The following is a 22,213-nucleotide window of genomic DNA, read 5'->3' on the forward strand; positions in this document are numbered from 1 at the left end:
AGCGTGCGGGGGAGGCCGCCTGCGACCGCCGGCGGTCTCCCCTTCGGGCTGCCCGGAAATTGTTGCACGCTCCCATAGACTCGGGGTAGCGGGCAGAAGCCTGCTGCATCGTTAAAGAACAAAAGATCCGACTGCAATCGGATCCTTGTTCAGCGCGGTGCGCTCAGTTGGTGCGGTACGAGGGGCATACACCCTCAACCCTCACAAGTTGAGTGTATGTCCCTTGGCGCGAGGGGTGCAAGCATTCATCGCGCTGCCGCACCCTGCCTTATGGGAGGGGTGCTGCAATGACTCGACGGCGGAAACGCAACGAGCCTTGGGGCCGCCTGAACCTGCTGGTCAATCTCAGCCGCCTTGTGGTTGAGTTCGTCCGCTGGCTCTGGCACACACAACCCTAGCGGGTTACGGCAGCCGCAGGCCCTGGTCTGCGGCTGCTGTTTTGACATTTTTCAGCTAACGCCGCGCCACGGGTGTGACAAGACAAATTATCCAAAATGTGCTGTATGTCATATTTGGCTCTCACTAGATACTCTATGACTCGGCTGGTTGCGCGGTTTTGACAAAAACTGTCAAAGGTTCAACCATCTGAAAGTTGACAGGTCTTGGCGATGGAGCCCGGGCCTCCTCAGTGAAAGGTGCAACCACTCGTGAAATCCCAAGGAAAGAGCTTCGTCAGAAGCGGGGGACTCCGGAAGGCCGCGGCGCTCGCCGTCGGCTTGCCGTTGCTGCTCTCGTCCATGGCGACGCCGGCCCAGGCCGCCCCAGCCCCGGAAGCGCCTGGAAACGTTGCAGGCTTGGCCAAGAAGAACCTTGACCCCGGCTCCTACAAGGACGGCCGCTACATGGTGGTCCTCGCTGAGAAGCCTGCGGCAACCTACGACGGCGGCACGGCGGGTCTGGCACCTACCAAGCCGGAAGAAGGCAAAAAGCTCGACGCCGACAGCGCCGAGGTGAAGCAATACCAGCAGCACCTGCAAAAGAAGCAGCAGGAAGTCGCGCAGCAGGAAAACGTCACCATCAAACGCGAGTTCACCACCGCCGTCAACGGTTTCAGTGCCAACCTCACCGCAGACCAGGCCATCAAGCTGGCCAAGGACCCCAAAGTCCTGATGGTTGCACCGGACACCCAGTACGCACCTGATTACTCCACCACCGACTTCCTGAAGCTCAGCGGCCCCAACGGCACGTGGGCCACTCAGTATGGTGGGCAGGAGAACGCAGGCAAGGGCACCGTTGTGGGCGTCATCGACACCGGTTACACGCCCTCCAACCCGTTCTTCGCAGGCGAACCCGTCGGCCCGTTGGTGGGCAACCCCCAGGTCGGCGTCCCGTACCGCACCGCTGATGGCAAGATCGCCATGCTTAAGGCCGACGGCGACACTTTCGTCGGCGAATGCCAGCCGGGTACCGGAACCGGCGCCGACTACGACGGCAGTGCCTGCAACTCCAAAGTCCTGAGCACGCACTACTTTGCCGATGCCTTCCTCGAGACTGTCCCGCCGGCAAACCGGGCCCCGGAAGAAGTCATTTCCCCCGTTGACGTGGACAGCCACGGCACGCACACCGCCAGCACGGCGGCCGGTAACGGCAACGTCGACGCCGTCGTGGACGGCCGAAGCTTCGGAACCACCAGCGGCATCGCACCGGCCGCGAAGCTCTCCATCTACAAGGTCTGCTGGGAAGACACCGATCCTTCAACGGGTGGCTGCTACGGCTCGGCCTCCGTGGATGCAATCGAGCAGGCCATCCTGGACGGCGTGGACGTGCTGAACTACTCCATCTCCGGTTCCACCACCTCCACCACCGACCCCGTGTCCCTGGCGTTCCTGTCCGCGGCTTCCGCAGGTATCTTCGTGGCCACCTCGGCCGGCAACTCCGGCCCGACCGCCAGCACCGTCAACCACGGCGCTCCCTGGCTGACCACTGTTGCCGCGACGTCGTTCTCGCAGGAACTCCAAGGCACGGTGGAATTCTCAGATGGCAGCAAATTCCGCGGAGCGTCCATCATGAACCGCGAGGTGAGCGGGGCCGGCGTCGTGCTGTCCACCAATGCCGCCAGCGGCACCGGCAACGCAGCCCTCTGCGCCCCAGGCTCCCTGGACCCGGCCAAGGTGGCCGGCAAGGTTGTGGTGTGTGACCGCGGAGTCGTTGACCGCACTGCCAAGAGCGCCGAAGTCCTGCGTGGCGGTGGCGTCGGCATGATCCTGGTAAACCTGACGGAGTCGTCGCTGGACACGGATAAGCACGCCGTTCCCACCGTCCACGTGAACCCGCCCGCGACCCAGACCATCAAGGACAAGGTCACGGCCAACCCGGCCATCACCGTTTCCCTGGTCAACCGCGACACCACCGGTTTGCCGCTGGAAGCGCAGCCGCAGATCGCCGGGTTCTCCTCGCGCGGGCCGCTGCTTGCCACCGACTCCGACCTGTTGAAGCCGGATGTCTCCGCACCCGGCGTCGCCATCCTCGCAGGTGTTTCCCCGATCGGAACCGGTGGAGACAACTTCGGCTTCCTCTCCGGAACCTCCATGGCTTCACCGCACGTGGCCGGCTTCGGCGCACTCATCCTGTCCAAGAACCCACAGTGGTCCCCGGCCACCGTCAAATCCGCAATGATGACCACCGCCGGCCCGGTGAAGCTGGCCAACGGAGCCGTCAACAAGGATGTCTTCGCTACCGGCGCCGGACAGGTTGATCCTGCAAAGGTCCTGAACCCGGGCCTGGTCTACGACGCCACCACCGAGGATTACCTGAAGTTCATCCAGGGCACCGGAATGGACCTGGGCATGGAAGGGCTCGGCACCACAGCTGCGCGCGACATGAACGTTCCTTCCTTCGCACTGGGCAACCTGGCCGGAAAGATCGAGGTAACCCGTACGCTGACGGCACTGACCGCCGGCACTTACAGGGCCTCAGTTGATGTTCCCGGCGTCAACGTCAAGGTGACGCCGTCCGTGCTGACCTTTGGTGCTCCCGGTGAGAAGAAGACCTTCAAGGTCCAGTTCGAGAACAAGAACGCCGAACTCGGCAAGTTCGCCATGGGCTCGTTGAGCTGGCAGGGTGCCAACAAGACCGTCACCTCGCCGATCGCCGTCCGTCCCCAGTCCGTGATCGCGGACAAGGCGCTGGCGTTCACTGGAACCGGTCCCAATGGATCGGGCACCATCAACATCACCTCCGGCACCAACCTGCCGGTGGGTGTGACCATTGACGGGCTGTCCAAGGCTGACTCTTCAGCCATCGAACTGGTCCCGGGCCCGTTCGCCGGTGAGACGAACGCTTCCAACTACGTGAAGAAGGTAACCGTGGGCGAGGGCAGCGCCCTTGCCAAATTCTCGGTGATCTCCTCCGATGAGGCTGCCGACTTCGACATGTTGGTCCTGACGCCCTCAGGCCAGCAGCTTCCGGCCGCGACGGCCTCTGCCAGCGAAACGCTGTCCGTTCCCAACCCTGCACCCGGCGATTACTACGTCTTTGCCAACCTTTACGCCAGCCCCAACAACCAGCCCACCAAGGCCACCGTTGATGCTGCCGTTCTGGGGGCAAACCAGGGCAACGCCACTGTGACGCCGAATCCGATCCGCCTGCCCAACGGCAAGACGGGCCAGATCTCGCTGAACTGGAAGAACCTTGAACCCGGTTCCTACATCGGCCGCCTGACCTTCGCGGGCACCAGCGAGCCGAGCTTCGTCACGGTCCTGGTCAACCCAGGCGGGGCGGTAGTGGTCCCGGACGAGGAGGACCCCAAGAAGGACAAGAAGGAGAAGAAGCCGAAGGGCAAGATCCGCGCTGACGAGCCGACACAGAGCAACAACGCCGGCTAAGTCCTTCCCGCACTAACAACGCGGGGTCACTTATGGCCCGTTCGGGCAACCCTTATGGGCCATAAGTGACCCCGCGTTGCGTTTAAACGGCGCCCGTCGAGCCTCCGGTGTTGCCCAGCAGCGCCGATACGGCCTTCCAGCGCGCAATCTCGCAGCCGTCGGTCCTGCTGAAGTGGCTGTGCACCTTGCGACCACGGAACCAACCTGTCACTTCGGCCACCTGGGGCCCGCCATACTGCTGTGTGCAGATCCGGTCCAACCGTGGTTCCGGGAAGAAAATCTCCTCCCCGAACTGCTCGACGGCGGCAAGCGCCGCAGGCGCGTCCGGCAGGTTCGAGTCCACTGACTCCGGGTCCGGCGACAAAACACCGGCGGCGGACCGGAGGTGGAAGACCCTGCTTTCAGCGCCAGGGGACTCCGTCAGCGTGACAGTGAGGTCGACGTCGTACTCGGTGGGGTTCGGGGAGACCATGGTGACCTTTCGCTGGTGGCGTCGGGTGCTCAGGCGGCCAGGCCGCTCACCTCGTCCAAGAGCGGGCCTACTGCCTGGAGCACGCGGGCCCGCAACTCCTGGGATTCGGCTGCGAAAGCCCGCTGGTATTCAACGTACTCGGCTTTGCCCTGCGGTGTCTCGATCCTGATGGGCGGGTAACCCCATTCTTCAAGGTCGTAGGGCGAGGCCTGCATGTCCATGGCACGGATCCGCCACGACAATTCGAAGCAATCCATCACCAGCCCGCCCGGCAGCGCAGGAGTCAGCTTGTAGGCCCACTTGTAGAGGTCCATGTTGGCGTGCAGGCATCCGGGCTGTTCCATGGTCCGCTGGTCTTCACGGGTGGGCGTGAGCTCGTTCAAGGCAATGGCGTCCGGAGTGTAGAAGCGGAAAGCGTCAAAGTGGGAACAGCGGATGCGGTTCTCTTCCACTACGGCGTCTGTGCCCTCGCCGCCGAGCCGCAGCTTCAGGTATTCGTGGCGCAGCTCGAACTTCTCCTGCCGGTACACCATGGCCCACTCATGCAGCCCGAAGCAGCCGAACTGCGCAGGGCGCTTTGCCGTGCCGGCCAGGATGATCCCCGCGAAGCGGACTGCTTCGGCGCGGTCGGCCAGGAAGCCGGCGCGGTCGAAAGTGACCGCAGGCGCACCCGCAGGCAGTCCCACCGAGGCGAGTTCGCCGTCGTCGAGCGTCTTGTAAAACTTCCAACCGGCACGTTCCAGCGCCCGCGGGCCACTGAGGACCACGCCGTCCCCGGGGTGCCAGCGCAGCAACTGTCCCGGTTTCTGCGTGTAGTACGTGAAGAGGAAGTCCTCGACCGGGTGCTTTTTTCCCGCCGAACGCCGGGCAAGGTAGGGGTCCGCGTATTGCGCAACGCGGGCTTGATGGGCGGCCTCCAGCCCGAGCCATTGCTCTTGGGGGAGGTGCCGCAGCCTAGTGCCCGCCATCGGATCCGAGGACGCTCTTGGCGGCGTCCCACATGCCGATCTGGCAGCCGTCGGTGCGGTTGAAGGCCGCGGTGACTTCCTTGCCGTCCACTGAGCCGGTCACCGTGGCAGTTGCCGGGCCGCCGAACTGCATGGTGCAGGCCCGGTCGGCACGCGGGGGAGCGGGGCTCAGCATGGCGGGATTGTTCTTGATCGCGGCACAGGCCTCTGCGGGGGACGGGTGCTTGCTTTCCGCCGCAGGCACGCCGCCGGTGCAGACCAGGGTGAAGTTTTGGGGCGACGCGTCCGGGGTTTCCCGGAGGGTGATGGACAGTTGGGCATCGCCTCGACCGGCCGTGGCGGCCGGGCTGCTGCTCGGGCTGCTGGACGTGGCCGACGACGGCGATGGGCTGGTGCTGCCCGAGGAACCCGGGGCGGGGGTGCTGGAGCATGCGGCGAGGCCGGCGACAGCAAATACTGCCAGCAGTGGTCGGACAAATCGCAGGCGCATGGAATCTCCTAGGTTGCTCCCATTTTACGTGGCCTTGGTGGAAGTGCGCTGAGTGGCAGCAATGAGGCCGGTCATTGCCTGGTGGAGTTCGGCGACTTCCTCGCGCGTGAGCTGCAGGCGGTTACGGATTTCACCGGGTACTTCGGTGGCCTTGGCGCGCAGTGCCGCTCCCTTGTCCGTGAGTGTGATGGCCAGTGCGCGCTCGTTCCCCGCTACGCGCTCCCGGGTGATGAGCTGTGCTTCTTCCAGCCGCTTCAGCAACGGAGAGAGGGTGGCGGGGTCGTGGAGGAGGCTGTCGCTGATGTCCTTCAGGGTCCGGGGGCTCCGTTCCCACAGGGCCAGCATCACCAAATACTGGGGGTGGGTCAGTCCGAGTTTCTCAAGGACCGGTTTGTAGACTCCGACCACGCTGCGCGAGGCAACGGTCAGGGCGAAGCACAGTTGGCGTTCCAACAGGAGGTCGTCGGTTTCCTGGGTGGTTTCGCTGACGGTTGTCATTTGCTTCCTCCTGCTCGCTGCACTGACGAGGTTACACCTTGGGGTGGGTGGATTAGTTAGTGCACTAATTATTAGCGTACTATGAAGGTATTGAACCGTCGAACACCGAGGAGTCGATCAGCGTGGCAAAGGAATCCTTCACCCGGAAATTCATGCGCGCAACGGGGAAGTTCCGCGTCGTTTTTGGACCGGCGCACAGCAGCTCCCTCGATCACGAGATGACCGAGGCGAACCGGAAGCTGCTCGCCCAGCGCCAGGCTGAAACCCAGCAGTGGGAAACCATCCGCCGCCCCGACGGCAGCACCTACGTGGTTCCCCGCAATCCCGAGGACAAGTCCCTGCGCTAAGCCCGGCCCGCGCCGTCGCCGCCGACCCGTCCGGAGCCTTTTACGGCCTCCGGGCGTAAAATTGGGTCACGGACGGCGCCTGCCCGCCCTGCCGTTTTCTCTCCGCAAGAAAGGGGGTGGATGAGCATGGGACGCAAGTTGGAGGGCTTCCAGCATGTGACCGAGCGGCTACAGTTCGTCTTTGGGCCCGCAACCCACGGCGACACGGACGCTCCGGTAGTTCACAAGCACGACAATTTCGAGACCGCTTCCGAGGCCGACTTGAAGAACTTCGACATCGAGACCGATTCCGAAGGTCACCACTACGCGGTGCGGAACAACGATCCCGGCGCGACATCAACTGATTACTCTGTTTAGGATGCAGCCCCTGTTCCGGCAATGATCAGCATGCTTATTATATGAATGCGGATTATCGCCGGAACTGAAGGGGGCCGCCACATGAGTATCCACGATGACGCCACGGGAGTACCTGCTGGCGCGGACCGCCAAGGCCGTCCGGCGTCACAAGCGTCGGCACCAAGCACCCGGCCAACCCGCACGGCTGCCCTATGGGTAGCAGTCGCCGTGGGCCTGGTGGTCCTGGTGATGCTGATCGTCTTCTTCGTACAGAACCAGGACATGGTCACGGTCCGGTTCCTCGGTCTTGAGGGAACGCTCGCCCTGGGCACCACGCTTTTCATCGCGGCCGTGGGTGGCGGTGTGCTTGTTGCGCTCGCGGGCGGAGCGCGGATACTCCAGCTGCGTATTACAGATCACCGGCGCCGGAAAGCGGTGGGAGGCCCGGGCGTAGCGCCCTAAGTATTAGTTAACTGCGGAAGGACCGGAGCGAATGCTCCGGTCCTTCCGCAATTTAATCCCGACGGCGGCACTCCCTGACGACGTTCAGTCCGCCGGGGTAGTGGGTCGTCTTAGCCTTCGCAGTCAGTGCAGTAGGCAACGCCATCTTTTTCGCGCGCAATCTGCGAGCGGTGGCGGACCAGGAAACAAGAGTTGCAGGTGAACTCGTCGTTTGCCTGCGGGATGACCTGGATGACCAGCTCTTCGGCGACGATTTCGCCGCCGGGGCCGTTGGCGTCAAGGCCGTCGGTTTCGTCCAGTTCCAGCACGACGCTCTTGGCCGTGGGGGCACTGGCAGATTGAAGAGCCTGGAGAGACTGCTCCTGGTTCTCTTTTACATCGGTACGGAGTTCGTCGTAATCGGCTGCCACTTTTTAATGCCTCTTCGTGTTAGGGGGTTACCGGGTATGCAACGTACAGCATGCCATGAAAATTCCATACCATACCCCAGTTCTACAGCTTGTGGCGAAAACCACGTCGGTGACGCCCCAAAAAGCCGTCAACCGCGCCATTTCACCCCTGTATTAACGCAGATCAACGTCCTAAGACTGTAATTCGTTCACCGAGGGCGGAAGGACCCTCGAAGGAGCGCAGTGGACTCAACCGCGGAAGCCCCCGTCCCAAGACGGGACCGGGGACTTCCGGGAAGGTAAACCTCGACGGCGGTGGCCGTCACCAAACTGCCTTAGCGGCCGGTGCCGCCGTAGACGGTTGCCTCGGCGTCGCCGTCGAGCTCGAACGCATTGTGGATGGCGCGCACGGCGTCATCGAGGGCATCGGCGCTTGTGACGACGGAGATACGGATCTCCGAGGTGGAGATCATGTCGATGTTGATGCCGGCGTCGGAGAGGGCCTTGAAGAAGGTGGCCGAAACGCCCGGGTGCGAACGCATGCCCGCGCCGATGAGGGAAAGCTTGCCGACGTGCTCGTTGTACTCGATGCTCTCGAAGCCGATCTGTGCCTCAGCGGCACGGAGGGCGGCCAGGGCGTCGGCGCCTTCCACGATGGGAAGGGTGAACGAAATGTCCGTGCGGCCGGTGCCGTGCGTGGACACGTTCTGGACGATCATGTCGATGTTCGAGTGGGCATCGGCGATCACCTGGAAGATCGCGGCAGCCTTGCCGGGGATGTCCGGGACGCCCACAACGGTGACCTTGGCTTCGGACCGGTCGTGTGCAACGCCGGAGATTATTGGCTGCTCCAAGGCAACTCCCTCTTGAATCGTGAACTTTTCGTCAGCGCCCGGGATGACCCAGGTGCCTTCCTTGTGGCTGAATGAAGAACGGACGTGCAACGGCACACCGAAGCGGCGGGCGTACTCCACGCACCGGAGGTGGAGGATCTTGGCGCCGGAAGCGGCCAGTTCCAGCATTTCCTCGCTGGAGATCCGGTCGATCTTTTGGGCCGAGGACACCACGCGGGGGTCGGCGGTGTAGATGCCGTCAACGTCCGTGTAGATTTCGCAGACGTCCGCTTCCAAGGCTGCAGCCAAGGCGACGGCGGTGGTGTCCGAACCGCCGCGGCCGAGGGTGGTGATTTCGTTGGTGCTGCGGCTCATGCCCTGGAAACCCGCGACGATGGCGATGTGTCCCTTGTCCAGGGCCGTGCGGATACGGTGGGGGTCGACGTCGATAATCCGCGCCTTGCCGTGGATACCGTCGGTAATCATGCCGGCCTGGGAGCCCGTGAAGGACTGCGCCGAGGCGCCGAACTTGTTGATCGCCATGGCGAGCAATGCCATGGAAATGCGCTCGCCGGCGGACAGCAACATGTCCATCTCACGGGCGGGCGCGGAGTCCGTGACCTGTCCGGCCAGGTCCAGAAGTTCATCAGTTGTGTCGCCCATTGCTGAGACAACCACCACGACCTCGTTGCCGGCCTTTTGCGCATCCACGACGCGCTGTGCGACCCGCTTGATGCCATCAGCATCGGCAACCGAGGAGCCGCCGAACTTTTGGACGATCAGCTGCTTGGTAATGGCTGCCCCGCCTGCGAGCTCGTCGATCTTCACTTCGGTAGTGGGCATAGTCATGCGCGCACCCTCACTGCATCAATAGGGTTCGAACGCGGCATGCTGAATTCCAAATTGGAGCACGCCTGCGTAGCTTATTTGCCCAGTTTATCGCCGGGCGCAGTGCTGGCAGGAATTGTGACCACATGGCGGCCACACAAACAGCGGCCGGGGGAGCTCACCACCCGGCAGTGTCCGGAGCGCCCTTGAAAGGACCCACGATGTTCCGCGTAATCCAGCCGCCGTAGAAGTTGCCGTCCTGAGGCGTTACCTGCTCGCCGTCCACTTCGCAGGAGTCCATCCGGCCGGGATAGAGGGCCACCCGGGTCCGTAGTGCTTCGAAACCGCGGCTGGGTTCCGGGTACGTCCACCCGGCCCGGGAAGCCACCATCCCGCCTGCTGCGACATCGAAATACCCGGCCATGCCCTTGTATTCGCAGAAGGTAGCCCCGTCCACGGGGACCAGCACCCCGGGCGCAAAGGCATCGAACGGCAGGTAATAGACGGGCGGATGACTTGTCTCCAGTACCCGCACTGAATCCACGGTGTCAGCAATGACATGGCCACCCAGCCGCACCACGATCCTCTCCGAACGGGCCTCCACCCGCGGCGGCCGCGGATAGTCCCACACGGATTCCTGTCCGGGCGCGGGATGGATGCGGTGCGGCCGCTTGGAATGGGGGAAACCGGGAAGGGAAACCATGACTCCATGGTGCCACCTTCTCCCCGCAATTGATGTCGGTGCCGGTCCGCCCGGCGTACCATCCACATCATGAGGATTGCGTGTGGCAATGGCCGGCATCCCTGACCATCCAGGCCGTGATGACGGCTGGAATGAGCCCGAGTACGAGGTCATCGGGGGTGGGCTGGTTGATGACCAGCCCCGTACCGGGCAGTCCGGCCATGGTTCCAATCCACCACGCGACGCCGGCTACAAGAACGCAGCATTCAAGAACGCTGTCTTTAAGAACGCCGCCGGAATCGCTTGGCGGGATGCCCGGAAGTCCTTTTCATCGTGGCTGTTCTGGCTCTCGTGCTGTTCAGGGGTGGCCGTCGCCGGGGGAACAGCTGCAGGACTGCTCGCCTGGGCGCTGCGCAATGGTTGGATCGGGAACGCGATGCCCGCGGCCACCTTCGTGATCATGGCGGCATTCCTTGGTTTCCCGGCAGCCGTGCTCGGTGTCGTCTGGGGATTCCGGCACGTCCATGAAAGTGTCCGCGTGATGCTTCTGGCAGGGGCTCTGCGGGGGCTGGCTCTGGCTGTGGTGGCGTTGCCGTTTTTGCTCATGCTGGGCATCAGCAGCGGCGGGCCTCTCGCGCTGGCCGGTGCCGCCGTCGTCGTGGTGGTCCTTGAAGTGGCTGTGTTCGGGCTCATGGGGGCCGGTTCGCGTGCTTGCTTCGCTGCTGCCGTCCCGGGTGTCGCCCTGGCCTCCGTGCTGGCGGCCTTTTTCTGCGCAGGAAATGTAGCCCTCACCGTTCTCCTGCTGCCCGGAACCACGGACCTTGCCAGCGCTTCAGTCCCCGTGAATGTGGAGCGCGACGACGCCGGGAGAATCACTGCCTACGAGTGTGTTGGCAGCTTGCACCAGGTGGAAGTGGCGCACACGGACAGGGTGGCATGGTTGGCGGCGTCGCACCCGGCCTTGTTGCTAGCCAGCGTCGGGGCGGAGTTTGTTCCGCCGGACAACGACGTAGCCTGGGTTTTGTCCGGGCTCCAGTTCGCGGCTGACGGGCCTGCGAGGGAAGTCCCGTGTCTCGGCGGGGTCTCCAGCGACGGCCTGGCACCCGCGGTGCCGGTGGCTCTCACGGGGTTGTTCCTGCAGGGCCTGTTCGCCGCGGTGGTGCTTGCTGCAGGCCGCTGGCTGGCCTCCCGACGGGTGACGACTGATTCGGTTTCCGGCTAGATCTTCCGCCGCACGTATTCGGAGATCACGACGCCCGAGTCGAATGCCGTGGTGCCTGCCTCGTCGAAAGCACGTGGCTGGTAGGTGCCGGGTGCAAAGAGCGGAATCCCGTCGCCAAAGAGCAGCGGGCTGCGTTTGAGCACAAGCCTGTCGATTTCATCGGCCAGCTGTGTGGCCAGTTCTCCGCCACCACAGAGCCAGATCGACCGGCCAGTCTCCGACTTCAACCGTCGCACCACCTCTACGGGGTCCTCGGAGGTCAACCTCAGGTTGGGATGTTCGCCCGGGATGTCAGCCTCGGATTTTGTCCGTGAGAACACCACCTGGCGGAGGTGTTGGTACGGACTTGTCATGCCTACCGGCAGTCCGACGGCGTACGTGTTCCAACCCATCACTACGGTGTCGAACATGGTTCCGGTGCGCTCGATGCCCATGGCATCGGCAATGACCGTGGGGATGGCATCGGCAAAGCGTTCATTCTGGGCGGCCATATGATCGCCCTCCACGGGAAAAGCATCGAACTCGCCTCCCGGACCGGCAATGTAGCCGTCCAGGCTGACGGCAACGTAATAGACAAGTTCTCGCACGGGACCCCAATCACGGTTAATGTTGTGGTTGCGAGATTACAACAGGGCGTTGCGCCGGCCTTCGAAGGCGCGGCCCAAGGTGACCTCGTCGGCGTACTCCAGATCTCCGCCGACGGGCAGTCCGGAAGCCAGCCGCGTCACGGCGACACCTATCGACTTGAGCATCCGGGCCAGGTACGTGGCCGTTGCTTCGCCTTCGAGGTTGGGGTCTGTGGCGATGATGATTTCCTGGATGGCGCCGTCGTTGAGCCGGGTCAGGAGTTCGCGGATGCGCAGCTGCTCGGGACCGATGCCGGCAATGGGGTTGATGGCCCCACCGAGGACGTGGTACCTGCCGCGGAAGGACCTGGTCCGCTCCACAGCCAGCACGTCCTTGGACTCTTCCACCACGCAAATCACCGACGGATCACGACGCGGATCACGGCAGATGTTGCACGTTTCCTGCTCGGTGACGTTGAAGCAGACGGAGCAGAACTTCACCCGTTCCTTGACGGTGGTGATGGCCGTGACCAGGCGTTTCATGTCCTCGGGGTCGGCCTCCAGAATGTGGAACGCCAGGCGCTGCGCTGATTTCGGGCCCACGCCGGGGAGCCGGCCGAGCTCATCAATCAGCTCCTGAACTGCACCTTCGTACACAATGTCCTCGTTTGTTTGAAATCAATGCTGGAGTCAGCGGGTTTGCAGGGGAGAGCCGTCCAAGGCGCGCTCTTCGATCAGCTTTCCGCCCAGAATACGCTCCACGGCAGCCCGCCCAAAGACCCTCGATTCCTCGATGGTTTCGTCCTCCGGGCTTGGGATGTCCTCGGGTGCAGCAACCGGGGCTGCTTGCGTCCGGACGGGCGCTTGGACGCGCCCTGCCTGGGCTTCGGGGCTGTTGGTCAGCCGCTGGTACAGGCTCTGGCGTCCGTTGGAAGTGCCCGACGGCGCGTCCTCCTCGAGAGTGGCAACGGAACCACGCGCTTCCTCGGGTTGAGCCGCCAGGGAAGGCCAGGTGGGGATGGGGCTGGGCTGGCCGGTTTCGGGTGCCGGGGCGTTGCTTACGGCGGCGGCTTGGGTACCTGACCAGCTCGACGCCGGTGCGACGTCCCAGCTGGAGCTTGGGTTTTGCTCGGCGTTGGTTGGGTGGCCGTAGGGTGCGGTTGCCGTCTCCGGGACCTGGGCCGCGGCGGGCTCGTAATCGGGAGCAACCACTGAAGGTGCGGGGGAATCCTCCGAGGTGGACGTTGCCTTGCCAACGTTGGATTCGGTTCCGACCACCCACGTGCCCGGGGCCTGCTCTACTGCGCGGGACCACGGGTCATCGGACGGCTTGGGCGCAGGGGGTGCCTGTGCCGAGGAACCTGCTCCGGTGGGTGCTCCCGCGGGGGAGGTTGCTCCAGCTGGGGAGGCTGCCTGCGCGGGGGAGGTCTGGGGGTACCCCTGGGCCGTGGCTCCCCGGCCGTAGCCGGAAGGAGGCTCCCAATCAGCCGGTGGCTCTTCATCCAACGGCGGGGCGTCCTCGTCCAGCGGCGGTCCCCAGTCGTCATCGGGGTAGGAGTAGTCGCCGGCGGCCGCGGGCGGGGCAGCTGCCGCGGGTGCCGCTGCCGCGGGCGGAGCGGCGGCCGCGGGTGCCGGGGGTGCGGGCGTCGCGGGGGCTGCTGCTGGTGCCGGAGTCTGCTTGGGAGCCGGCTCCTGGGATGATGCCTGTTGCGGGGCGGGCTGGCCAGGGTTCGCCGGCGCAGGAGCCACTGCTGCCGCAGGTGCCAAACCCCATGCGGAGTCAACCGACGACACCTGTGCCGGCGCTGATACCTGTGTCGCAGCCGACGACTCAGCTGCCGACGTTACAGCAGAAGCGCCCGTTGGGGACGAGGCAGCCGGCGTCTCCCGGCTAGTAAGCGCTTTTGGGTTTGGCTCAGAGCTCGCTGAGCTGTTGCCGCCAGCCACTGCGACGATCTGGCAGTCAATGCCGATGGTCTTGTGGATTGCCTGGCGTAGGTTCTCGGAGTGGTCTGCCCGTCCAAAAGCACCAGCAAGGCCGCCGGTAGTGAACGCCAGGGTAAGCACCTGTCCGTCGAACTGGGCGACCTGTGCGTTGGGTTCAACGAGTGCCCACGTACTGCGCTTGATCTTGGTCAGTGTTTGCAGCACATCCGGCCACGCCCGGCGAAGAGTCTCGACGTCGCCGCCCCCTGCGGGAGCGGGTGTCGGGGCCGCAGCTGCTGCCTGTGCCACGGGTGGGGCTGCCGGCGGAGCCGCGTGCTGTATCGGTTGGGTGGCCCGCGGCTGACCGGGGTCCTCTTGGGCCGGCGCCTGCTGGGTGGGCCCTGCCTGGGGAGCGGCTGCTTGGGCTGTGCGGTCGGTGGTAGGGCGATCCTCGACCGGCCAGTCGTTTGTCGAAACGCGCGGGGCTGTCAGCCCTTCGCGTGCGGCGGCATCGGTAGACGGCGCCTGGGCAGGCGGGGCCGATGGGGCGGGAGCAGCAGAAGCCGGGCTTGTTTCCGCACCGGAGCCTGCGACCTCCGGGACCGGTGCTGCTTGGGCAGGAGCTGCGGCAGGCGCAGCCTGTGCCGGCGCAGCAGCAGGAATCGCCTGCTTTGGAACCTCAGCGGCAGGTGCCGTTGCAGCAATGACCGGAGTCCCGGCGTCGCCGCCCGCGTAATTAAGGCGACGTTCCACACGGTCAATCCGCGCTGCAATTCCGCGCTCCGTTTGCTCGGAGCTCGGCAGCAGAATGCGGGCGCACAGCAGCTCAAGATGCAGCCGCGGTGACGTGGCACCTGTCATTTCGGTGAGGGCGGTGTTGGTGACATCGGCGGCGCGGGAGAGTTCAGCAGCACCCAGGTTGGTGGCTTGGTTGCGCATCCGTGCGATCTGGTCCTCGGGCATTCCGCGGAGGATTGCCTGGGCACTCTCGGGCATGGCCTGGACGATGATGAGGTCGCGGAACCGTTCCAGGAGGTCTTCGACGAAGCGTCGGGGATCGTGGCCGGTTTGGATGACCCGGTCGACAGCCCGGAAGACCGTGGCGGCATCGGCGGCGGCAACGGCGTCGACGATGTCATCGAGCAGCGACGCGTGGGTGTAACCGAGCAGCGCCACCGCGAGTTCGTAGTCCAAACCGTTGGGGCCCGCGCCAGCCATGAGCTGATCGAGCACCGAAAGGGTGTCACGGACAGAGCCGCCACCGGCCCGGATCACCAGGGAGAGTACGCCCGGAGCGACCGGAACGTTCTCCTGCCTGCAGAGCAACTCAAGGTACTGCATGAGCGGCTCCGGCGGCACCAACCGGAAAGGGTAGTGGTGCGTGCGGGATCGGATGGTGCCGATGACCTTGTCCGGCTCCGTGGTGGCGAAGATGAACTTGATGTGTTCCGGCGGCTCTTCGACGATCTTGAGGAGCGCGTTGAAGCCGGCCGACGTGACCATGTGGGCCTCGTCGATGATGAAGATCTTGTAGCGGTCCCGGACCGGGGCGAACGTAGCGCGCTCGCGGAGGTCCCGGGCATCGTCCACGCCACCGTGGCTGGCGGCGTCGATCTCGATGACGTCCAGGGAACCCGAACCGCCACGGGCCAGTTCGACGCAGCTGGGGCACTTGCCGCACGGGGTGTCAGTGGGGCCCTCGGCGCAGTTCAGGCAGCGTGCCAGGATGCGGGCAGAGGTGGTCTTGCCGCAGCCGCGCGGGCCGGAGAAGAGGTAGGCGTGGTTCACGCGGTTCTTCCGGAGCGCCGTCATCAGCGGCTCCGTGACGTGTTCCTGCCCGATAACGTCCGCGAAAGAGTCCGGGCGGTACCTTCGATACAGGGCAGTTGTAACAGTCACAAGTGAAACCTACCTATAGGGACTGACATTTAAATAAGAGACCCCTCATGCACCCGCCAGAGCCCATCTACCCTTGCTACCTTCCGGTCCTGGGGGAGTTCAACAGGATGACGCCACATGAGGGGCCGTCGACAAGCTTACCCGAACTTGGGTTGGGGTTCGAATCGCGCTTGGGCGGCTGTGGATAGGGCCCGACGGCGGGTGGTTGGGACCGCTTTTATGTCGGGGCCCGCTGGTAGACACATTGGGTACTTGCCACATTCGTCGGAGAGGGCTGTAAATGTGAAGTGCCATGAGTAACGGTGATTGGTTGGACCCGCGCAGTGTCTCCGGGGAGATACACAAAGATGTACTCGCCGTTGTTCGGCTGTTGGCTGAGTCGGGGTGGCGGTTGAGGCGCCAAGGTCACAAGTTTTATTTGTACTGCCCCTGTGGGCCGACCGGAGCTCAGCTGAGGGTTGACGGTACACCGAGGAACCCATCGCTGCGCGCCAAAATTCTTCTGCGGGATGCTCGGCGGTGCCCGGGGCAGCATGATCTCTTAAGGAGTCGACGCTAGGTGTTGTCAGTTGTCAACAGCCTCGTATATCGTGGCGCTATGACTATGGACCAGACGTTCGAGGTGCGCCTCCGCCTCAAGGCGCTCTCGGAGGGGGTTGAGGACTCCTTGGTGGAGCAGCTCGACGCCTTTGTGTCGCGATTTTCAGGGGTTCCGTACGTAACGATTTTGCAGGATGCCCCCGGAGGTATCGAGGCCGCCCGCCGCCTCTTGGGACGATTGAAGGATTTCGGGTGCGAGGTCGTCTCAATAGATCCGGACTTTGTAACCCGCACCGAGATTGCTGAGCGGCTGGGCGCGTCCCGACAGGCTGTGTCGCATTGGGTTGCCGGGCAGCGCCAGGTGGAATTCCCGTTTCCGCTTCCGTCCATCCAGGCAGGCATCTCACTATGGTGCTGGTCGGACATCGTTAACTGGGCCCGGGAGTCGAAACATCTCGCCGACGAAGATGACGTCTGCCTTTTATCCGCTGACGAGATGGCCGTTGTCAATGGAGAGTTGGCTGCCGGCCGAATGCCCGTATTCGCCTGAGGGCCGTGAGTCTCACCGCCACCCATTAACCGGCCACGTCATGAAAGCCGGCTCCTCGTAAGGGTGCGCCGCCCGCAGGGCCAGCACTACGCCGTCGAGCGCTGCTTCCTCAACCACGCACTCAACCCGGATTTCCGGCACCTGCTCCTCGATCCCCACCTTTCCAACGAACGGCCGGGCCCCCGGTTGGGGAGTGAACCGGCCGGTGCCTGGGGACGTGTAAAAACAGTGGGAGTAGTCGCCGATCCGACCCGCGCCTGCGTCTCCGATCGCCAGCAAAACCTCTTCGATATGCGTCTCCGGTACGTAAACCACCAGTGCGTGAAGCAGCGTCATGGAGACATCTTGTCAGCAAATTAGGCTACAAAGCGGTCTCAACCATTGCAAAAGAAGGAGCGGCGGCGGACCATGTTTATGTACACCGATTGGGGCAATCTCAAGGTTGTGAGCTGCGGGGCCTGGGGGCGAGGGGCCGGACCCGGTAGCTCAACGGTTGTGCCGCAAGAATGGGCGCGTTGGGGGCGTCCATTTTTCCGTTAAGCGGACCTTCTCCGCGCATGTCAGGCAGTGCCGATTTCCCTCGATTACACGATGCCGAAATTCTCGGGTACAGTAGTATCTGCTTTCGAATCGGAAGCAAGGAGAATTCGCCTAGCGGCCTATGGCGCACGCCTGGAACGCGTGTTGGGTTAACGCCCTCGGGGGTTCAAATCCCCCATTCTCCGCGTTTGGCCCCAGTCTTCGGACTGGGGCCTTTTGCGTTCCTAGGAAGCTACCTCGGCGTCCGCTTGCTGCTCCGCATCCTGCTGCTGCGCTTCGGCCACCCGCTCCAGGACCTCGCGGCACGCTGCTGTTGCCGGGTGGATCCTGCCAGCGGTCCTGGTGGAGGTGAACACCGTCCGCTTGGGCAGTCCTGGAAGATCCAGCAGTTGGACAGTCCGGCTCCGTCCGGTCCAGACGAGGTCCGGCATTAGAGCCACGGCATTGCCTGATTCGATGAGCCGGATCTGTGCTTGGAGGTCGGCGGTTTCGTAGCGCACGTCCGGTTCGAAGCCGGCTGACCGGCATGCCTGCTCGGCCCAGTGGCGGGAAGCCGCACCCCTTGGCTCCATGACCCACGGCATCGATGCCGTGTCCGCGAGCGAGGAAACCGTCTCGCCACCCAGCCCGACCGGTGGGGTAGCCAGGCGGATGGCGTCGCTGGTCAGCGTGACGCGGTCCAACCCGCTGTGGTGCGGCGCAGCATGTCCGGGGTACTGCTCGGCCACCACCAGATCGAAGTCCCGCGCCCACGTTTCGTAGAGGGCTGTCTCCGGTTCACGCTGGGTCATTTCCACCCGCACTTCCGGGTACTCCCGGCGCATGATGCTGAGGAAGCCGGGCAGAAGCGCCAGGGCGGCCGATTGGAAGACGGCCAGCCTGACTGTTCCCGTCACCATGGACAGCGAAGCGGCGAGTTCGGTTTCGGCCCGCTCCAGGGTCTCCAGCAGGGCAGCGGTGTGGGCGACCAGGATCTCTGCCTGCGGCGTGAGTTGCACCCGGCGGCCGGCCTTGCGCAGCAGTTCCACCCCGGCTTCCTTCTCCAGGAGCGTCAATTGCTGGGACACGGACGAGGGGCTGTACTGCATCGCGTCGGCTACTTCGGCGAGGGTGCCGCGGATCTTCAATTCGTGCAGCAATCGCAGCCTGCGGACGTCCAGCACGATGGCCTCCAAAGGTTCGGGATGGGTAATGAATATTCGTCAGAAAAGATCGCTTTTCCTAATGGGATTGTAGATCCATACTGATGGAAACAAACAAACTTCTCCGCCTCAGAAGGAGCCCCCATGACCAGCACCCTCCCGGATGCCACAGCCCCGCGCACCCAGGATTCCGGGCAGTTCGATGCTCTGGCCCACGAAGCCATTGCCTTGGTCCGCCACTGGTTGACCGAAGCCAGCAAGATTCCCGTCGACGTGTCCGCCCAGCGCCTCGCCGGCGTCCTGAAGGACCCGAACGGCCTGGACTTCACGGTTGGATTCGTCGACGGCGTCATCCGCCCCGAGGATCTGTCGGTTGCCGGCCGTAAGCTCGCCGAGCTCGCCCCCAAGGTGCCCAAGTTCCTTCCTTGGTACATGCGCAGCGCTGTCCGCGTAGGCGGCGTCATGGCTCCGATGCTCCCGCAGGTGGTTATCCCGATCGCCCGCCGCGTCCTCCGCGAAATGGTGGGCCACCTGATCGTCGATGCCACCGACGCCAAGCTTGGCCCGGCCATCGCGAAGATCAAGCAGGATGGCGTGCACCTGAACGTGAACCTCCTGGGCGAAGCTGTCCTGGGCGAGCACGAGGCAGCCCGCCGGCTGGAAGGTACCCTCAAGCTCCTGGCCCGCGATGATGTGGATTACGTCTCCATCAAGGAGTCCTCCACCGTGGCACCGCACTCGCCGTGGGCCTTCGACGAAGCCGTCGACCACGTTGTGGAAAAGCTCACCCCGCTCTACCGCCTCGCGGCATCCTTCCCCAAGCCCAAGTTCATCAACCTGGACATGGAGGAATACAAGGACCTCAGCATGACCATCGCGGTATTCAAGCGCATCCTGGACATGCCCGAATTCAAGAACCTCGAGGCCGGCATCGTCCTCCAGGCCTACCTCCCCGACGCGCTCGGTGCCATGCAGGAACTGCAGGAGTGGGCCGCGGCCCGCCGCGCCCAGGGTGGTGCGCCCATCAAGGTCCGCGTGGTCAAGGGTGCCAACCTTCCCATGGAGCAGGTTGAAGCCTCACTGCACGACTGGCCGCTGGCAACGTGGGGCACCAAGCAGGATTCCGACACCAGCTACAAGAACGTCATCAACTACGCCCTCACCCCGGAGCACGTTGACGCTGTCCGCATCGGCGTTGCCGGCCACAACCTCTTCGATGTTGCCTTCGCCTGGCTCCTCGCCAAGCAGCGGGGGGTCACCGAGGGCATCGAATTCGAGATGCTCCTGGGCATGGCAACCGGCCAGGCAACGGCTGTCCGCAAGGACGTCGGCAGCCTCCTGCTCTACACGCCGGTGGTCCACCCGGGCGAGTTCGACGTCGCTATCGCCTACCTGATCCGCCGCCTGGAAGAGGGCGCAAGCCAGGAAAACTTCATGTCCGCGGTCTTCGAGCTGAGCGAAAACGAAGCCCTGTTCAAGCGCGAGCAGCAGCGCTTCCTGAACTCCCTGGCCAACATGAAGGACGAGGTTCCGGCCCCCAACCGCCAGCAGGACCGCCGCCTCCCGGCTGAGCCCGCGCCGACCGAGGGCTTCCGCAACACCCCGGACACCGACCCCGCCCTGCCGGCAAACCGTGCTTGGGGCCGTGACATCCTGGCGCGCATCCCCGGATCCACGGCAGGCAACAAGATCGTGGAGTCCACCAAGGTTTCCGATGCCGCCCAGCTTGAGCAGATCATCACGACGGCGGTCGAAGCCGGCAAGGCGTGGGGCGCCCGCCCCGCCGCTGAGCGCGCAGCCATCCTGCACCGCGTCGGTGAAGTCCTTGAGGCCCGCCGCGCCGAGCTCCTGGAGGTCATGGCTTCCGAAACCGGCAAGACCATCGACCAGGGTGACCCCGAAGTCAGTGAAGCAATCGACTTCGCGCACTACTACGCCGAGCGCGCCAAGGACCTGGAAACGGTCGACGGCGCCACTTTCGTCCCGGCCAACCTCACCGTGGTGACTCCGCCATGGAACTTCCCGGTTGCGATCCCTGCCGGTTCGACCCTCGCGGCACTCGCCTCAGGTTCCGCCGTCGTCATCAAGCCTGCAAAGCAGGCCCGCCGCTCCGGTTCCGTCATGGTGGATGCCCTCTGGGAAGCCGGCGTCCCCAAGGACGTGCTGGCACTCGTGCAGCTCGAAGAGCGGGACCTTGGCGCCCAGCTGGTGTCGCACCCCAGCGTTGACCGCGTGATCCTGACCGGTGGCTACGAAACGGCCGAGCTCTTCCGTTCCTTCCGCCAGGACCTGCCTCTGCTCGCGGAGACTTCGGGTAAGAACGCGATCATCGTGACCCCGAGCGCCGACCTTGACCTCGCCGCGAAGGACGTTGTGTACTCCGCGTTTGGACATGCAGGACAGAAGTGCTCCGCTGCGTCCCTGGTGATCCTGGTCGGTTCGGTGGCCAAGTCCGCCCGCTTCCACAACCAGCTCATCGACGCTGCCCGCTCCCTGACCGTGGGCTACCCGGAGAACGCCACGACCCAGATGGGCCCGATCATCGAGCCCGCCAACGGCAAACTCCTCAACGCCCTCACCACTCTGGGTGACGGCGAAACCTGGGCCATCAAGCCTGAGCGCCTCGACGAGACCGGCCGCCTGTGGTCCCCGGGCATCCGCTCGGGCGTCAAGCGCGGCTCCTACTTCCACCTCACCGAGTTCTTCGGACCGGTCCTGGGTGTCATGACCGCCGAGACCCTTGAGGAAGCCATCGCCATCCAGAACGAGATCGAGTACGGCTTGACCGCCGGCCTGCACTCCCTGGACTCCGCTGAAATGGGTGTCTGGCTGGACAAGATCCAGGCCGGAAACCTGTACGTCAACCGCGGCATCACCGGTGCGATCGTGCAGCGACAGCCGTTCGGTGGGTGGAAGAAGTCGGCCGTCGGTGCCGGAACCAAGGCCGGTGGACCGAACTACCTCATCGGCCTGGGCAGCTGGGTCCCCGCTGAAGCCAAGGCCAAGCGCGGCACCGTCCTTGAAGGTGCAGCTTCGCAGATCCTGGCTGCGGCCAAGTCGGCTGACGTCACCGCCGAGGAACTCCAGACCCTGCAGCAGTCGCTCTTCAGCGATGCCGAGGCTTGGGCAACCGAGTTCGGCACCCGCAAGGACGTTTCGGCCCTGACCGCCGAGCGCAACGTCTTCCGCTACCGCTCCCTCCCCGTGACTGTCCGCCTCTCCGAAGGTGAGCGGCTCGCAGAGCTGTTGCGGGTTGTGGCGGCCGGTGCTGTGGCTGGTTCAAGGCTTTCGGTGAGCTCCGCCGTCGTCCTTCCTGACGCTGTGGTGACCGCGTTCGCCGGTCTTGGCATCAACGTGCGGATCGAGGACGACGCCGCGTGGCTGGCCCGTGCGGCATCGTTCGACGGCGGCCGCATCCGCCTGATCGGTGGAGACTTCGCCGCGCTGAGCGCAGCCATGGGTGGGCGTCCCGACGTCGCCGTTTACCACGGCGCGGTGACCCAGGCAGGCCGGATCGAGATGCTCCCGTTCCTCCGCGAGCAGGCAGTGTCCATCACGGCCCACCGCTTCGGCACCCCGAACCACCTCTCGGACCACCTGATCTAGCGCGTCCAGCTTCAAAGACTGAAAGCCAGCCCTTCGGCGCAACCCTCACTATGTGGGTCCGCGGCGAGGGGTTGGCTTTCTGCTTTTCCACAG

General features: G+C 64.3%; 19 protein-coding genes, 1 tRNA gene and 1 other RNA gene. 8 read left to right on the plus strand and 13 right to left on the minus strand.

All coding sequences use genetic code 11. The features are described from left to right. Nucleotides 1–737 precede the first annotated feature (737 nt). Nucleotides 738–3,824, plus strand: coding sequence for a S8 family serine peptidase (locus N5P29_RS02875; RefSeq protein ID WP_262278495.1), 3,087 nt, complete (start codon nucleotides 738–740; stop codon nucleotides 3,822–3,824). 82 nt (nucleotides 3,825–3,906) lie between these two features. On the opposite strand, the gene N5P29_RS02880 is transcribed toward N5P29_RS02875, so the two are convergent. The 4 genes from N5P29_RS02880 to N5P29_RS02895 are packed head-to-tail and all read right to left on the minus strand — an operon-like array spanning nucleotide 3,907 to nucleotide 6,252. Further along, nucleotides 3,907–4,296 carry a serine protease inhibitor gene (locus tag N5P29_RS02880; protein WP_262277175.1) on the minus strand — a complete coding sequence of 130 codons (390 nt, stop codon included), beginning with the start codon at nucleotides 4,294–4,296 and terminating at the stop codon, nucleotides 3,907–3,909. Nucleotides 4,297–4,325: 29 nt separating this feature from the next. Then, complete coding sequence (locus N5P29_RS02885) at nucleotides 4,326–5,264, minus strand: 3-methyladenine DNA glycosylase (protein ID WP_262277176.1); 939 nt, start codon at nucleotides 5,262–5,264, stop codon at nucleotides 4,326–4,328. Beyond that, nucleotides 5,251–5,754 carry an SSI family serine proteinase inhibitor gene (locus tag N5P29_RS02890; protein ID WP_262277177.1) on the minus strand — a complete coding sequence of 168 codons (504 nt, stop codon included), beginning with the start codon at nucleotides 5,752–5,754 and terminating at the stop codon, nucleotides 5,251–5,253. Before N5P29_RS02890 ends, N5P29_RS02885 begins: the two co-directional genes overlap by 14 nt. A gap of 24 nt (nucleotides 5,755–5,778) precedes the next feature. Further along, nucleotides 5,779–6,252 carry a MarR family winged helix-turn-helix transcriptional regulator gene (locus tag N5P29_RS02895; protein ID WP_262277178.1) on the minus strand — a complete coding sequence of 158 codons (474 nt, stop codon included), beginning with the start codon at nucleotides 6,250–6,252 and terminating at the stop codon, nucleotides 5,779–5,781. 122 nt (nucleotides 6,253–6,374) lie between these two features. Between N5P29_RS02895 and N5P29_RS02900 the strand changes: the two genes are divergently transcribed. The 3 genes from N5P29_RS02900 (at nucleotide 6,375) to N5P29_RS02910 (ending at nucleotide 7,397) form a co-directional block, all read left to right on the plus strand. Further along, a complete protein-coding gene (locus N5P29_RS02900; protein ID WP_262277179.1) occupies nucleotides 6,375–6,599 on the plus strand; it encodes a hypothetical protein in 225 nt (74 codons plus the stop codon). A 126-nt stretch (nucleotides 6,600–6,725) separates the two neighbouring features. After that, entirely contained in the window at nucleotides 6,726–6,956 is a 231-nt protein-coding gene (locus tag N5P29_RS02905) for a hypothetical protein (protein ID WP_262278496.1), read from the plus strand. Nucleotides 6,957–7,037: 81 nt separating this feature from the next. Next, nucleotides 7,038–7,397: a LapA family protein gene (locus N5P29_RS02910; RefSeq protein ID WP_262277180.1), complete on the plus strand. Its 360-nt coding sequence runs from the start codon at nucleotides 7,038–7,040 to the stop codon at nucleotides 7,395–7,397. 110 nt (nucleotides 7,398–7,507) lie between these two features. On the opposite strand, the gene N5P29_RS02915 is transcribed toward N5P29_RS02910, so the two are convergent. The 3 genes from N5P29_RS02915 to N5P29_RS02925 form a co-directional block, all read right to left on the minus strand. Beyond that, the gene (locus tag N5P29_RS02915; protein ID WP_018778105.1) at nucleotides 7,508–7,807 is read right to left on the minus strand and encodes a DUF4193 domain-containing protein; all 300 of its coding nucleotides are present in this window, start codon (nucleotides 7,805–7,807) and stop codon (nucleotides 7,508–7,510) included. 314 nt (nucleotides 7,808–8,121) lie between these two features. Then, nucleotides 8,122–9,468, minus strand: coding sequence for an aspartate kinase (locus tag N5P29_RS02920; protein WP_262277181.1), 1,347 nt, complete (start codon nucleotides 9,466–9,468; stop codon nucleotides 8,122–8,124). A 157-nt stretch (nucleotides 9,469–9,625) separates the two neighbouring features. After that, the gene (locus N5P29_RS02925) at nucleotides 9,626–10,150 is read right to left on the minus strand and encodes a DUF427 domain-containing protein (protein ID WP_262277182.1); all 525 of its coding nucleotides are present in this window, start codon (nucleotides 10,148–10,150) and stop codon (nucleotides 9,626–9,628) included. Nucleotides 10,151–10,238: 88 nt separating this feature from the next. On the opposite strand from N5P29_RS02925, the gene N5P29_RS02930 reads away from it, so the two are divergent. Further along, a complete protein-coding gene (locus tag N5P29_RS02930; protein ID WP_262277183.1) occupies nucleotides 10,239–11,351 on the plus strand; it encodes a hypothetical protein in 1,113 nt (370 codons plus the stop codon). On the opposite strand, the gene N5P29_RS02935 is transcribed toward N5P29_RS02930, so the two are convergent. The 4 genes from N5P29_RS02935 to ffs all read right to left on the minus strand — a co-directional run bounded on the left by N5P29_RS02935 (nucleotide 11,348) and on the right by ffs (nucleotide 15,872). Further along, nucleotides 11,348–11,938: a dihydrofolate reductase family protein gene (locus tag N5P29_RS02935; protein WP_262277184.1), complete on the minus strand. Its 591-nt coding sequence runs from the start codon at nucleotides 11,936–11,938 to the stop codon at nucleotides 11,348–11,350. The two genes, N5P29_RS02930 and N5P29_RS02935, sit on opposite strands and share 4 nt — an antisense overlap. 36 nt (nucleotides 11,939–11,974) lie before the next feature. Next, nucleotides 11,975–12,574 (minus strand): recombination mediator RecR, encoded by a 600-nt coding sequence (gene recR / locus N5P29_RS02940; RefSeq protein ID WP_144661436.1) that lies wholly within the window; start codon nucleotides 12,572–12,574, stop codon nucleotides 11,975–11,977. A 33-nt stretch (nucleotides 12,575–12,607) separates the two neighbouring features. Continuing rightward, the gene (locus N5P29_RS02945; RefSeq protein WP_262277185.1) at nucleotides 12,608–15,742 is read right to left on the minus strand and encodes a DNA polymerase III subunit gamma and tau; all 3,135 of its coding nucleotides are present in this window, start codon (nucleotides 15,740–15,742) and stop codon (nucleotides 12,608–12,610) included. Between the two features lie 33 nt (nucleotides 15,743–15,775). Beyond that, nucleotides 15,776–15,872, minus strand: an RNA gene (gene ffs / locus N5P29_RS02950) — signal recognition particle sRNA small type. A 468-nt stretch (nucleotides 15,873–16,340) separates the two neighbouring features. Between ffs and N5P29_RS02955 the strand changes: the two genes are divergently transcribed. Beyond that, on the plus strand, nucleotides 16,341–16,832 hold the full coding sequence (locus N5P29_RS02955) for a helix-turn-helix domain-containing protein (RefSeq protein ID WP_262277186.1): 492 nt from the start codon (nucleotides 16,341–16,343) through the stop codon (nucleotides 16,830–16,832). 12 nt (nucleotides 16,833–16,844) lie between these two features. On the opposite strand, the gene N5P29_RS02960 is transcribed toward N5P29_RS02955, so the two are convergent. Beyond that, nucleotides 16,845–17,168, minus strand: a complete 324-nt coding sequence (locus tag N5P29_RS02960) for a YqfO family protein (RefSeq protein WP_262277187.1) — start codon at nucleotides 17,166–17,168, stop codon at nucleotides 16,845–16,847. A gap of 304 nt (nucleotides 17,169–17,472) precedes the next feature. On the opposite strand from N5P29_RS02960, the gene N5P29_RS02965 reads away from it, so the two are divergent. After that, a tRNA-Ser gene (locus tag N5P29_RS02965) sits at nucleotides 17,473–17,557 on the plus strand. Between the two features lie 39 nt (nucleotides 17,558–17,596). On the opposite strand, the gene N5P29_RS02970 is transcribed toward N5P29_RS02965, so the two are convergent. Then, entirely contained in the window at nucleotides 17,597–18,535 is a 939-nt protein-coding gene (locus N5P29_RS02970) for a LysR family transcriptional regulator (protein WP_262277188.1), read from the minus strand. Between the two features lie 123 nt (nucleotides 18,536–18,658). Between N5P29_RS02970 and N5P29_RS02975 the strand changes: the two genes are divergently transcribed. Continuing rightward, nucleotides 18,659–22,120 (plus strand): bifunctional proline dehydrogenase/L-glutamate gamma-semialdehyde dehydrogenase, encoded by a 3,462-nt coding sequence (locus N5P29_RS02975; RefSeq protein WP_262277189.1) that lies wholly within the window; start codon nucleotides 18,659–18,661, stop codon nucleotides 22,118–22,120. The last annotated feature ends 93 nt before the right edge of the window (nucleotides 22,121–22,213 follow it).

This window comes from Paenarthrobacter sp. JL.01a, from assembly GCF_025452095.1.
In the GTDB taxonomy this organism is placed as follows: Bacteria; Actinomycetota; Actinomycetes; order Actinomycetales; family Micrococcaceae; genus Arthrobacter.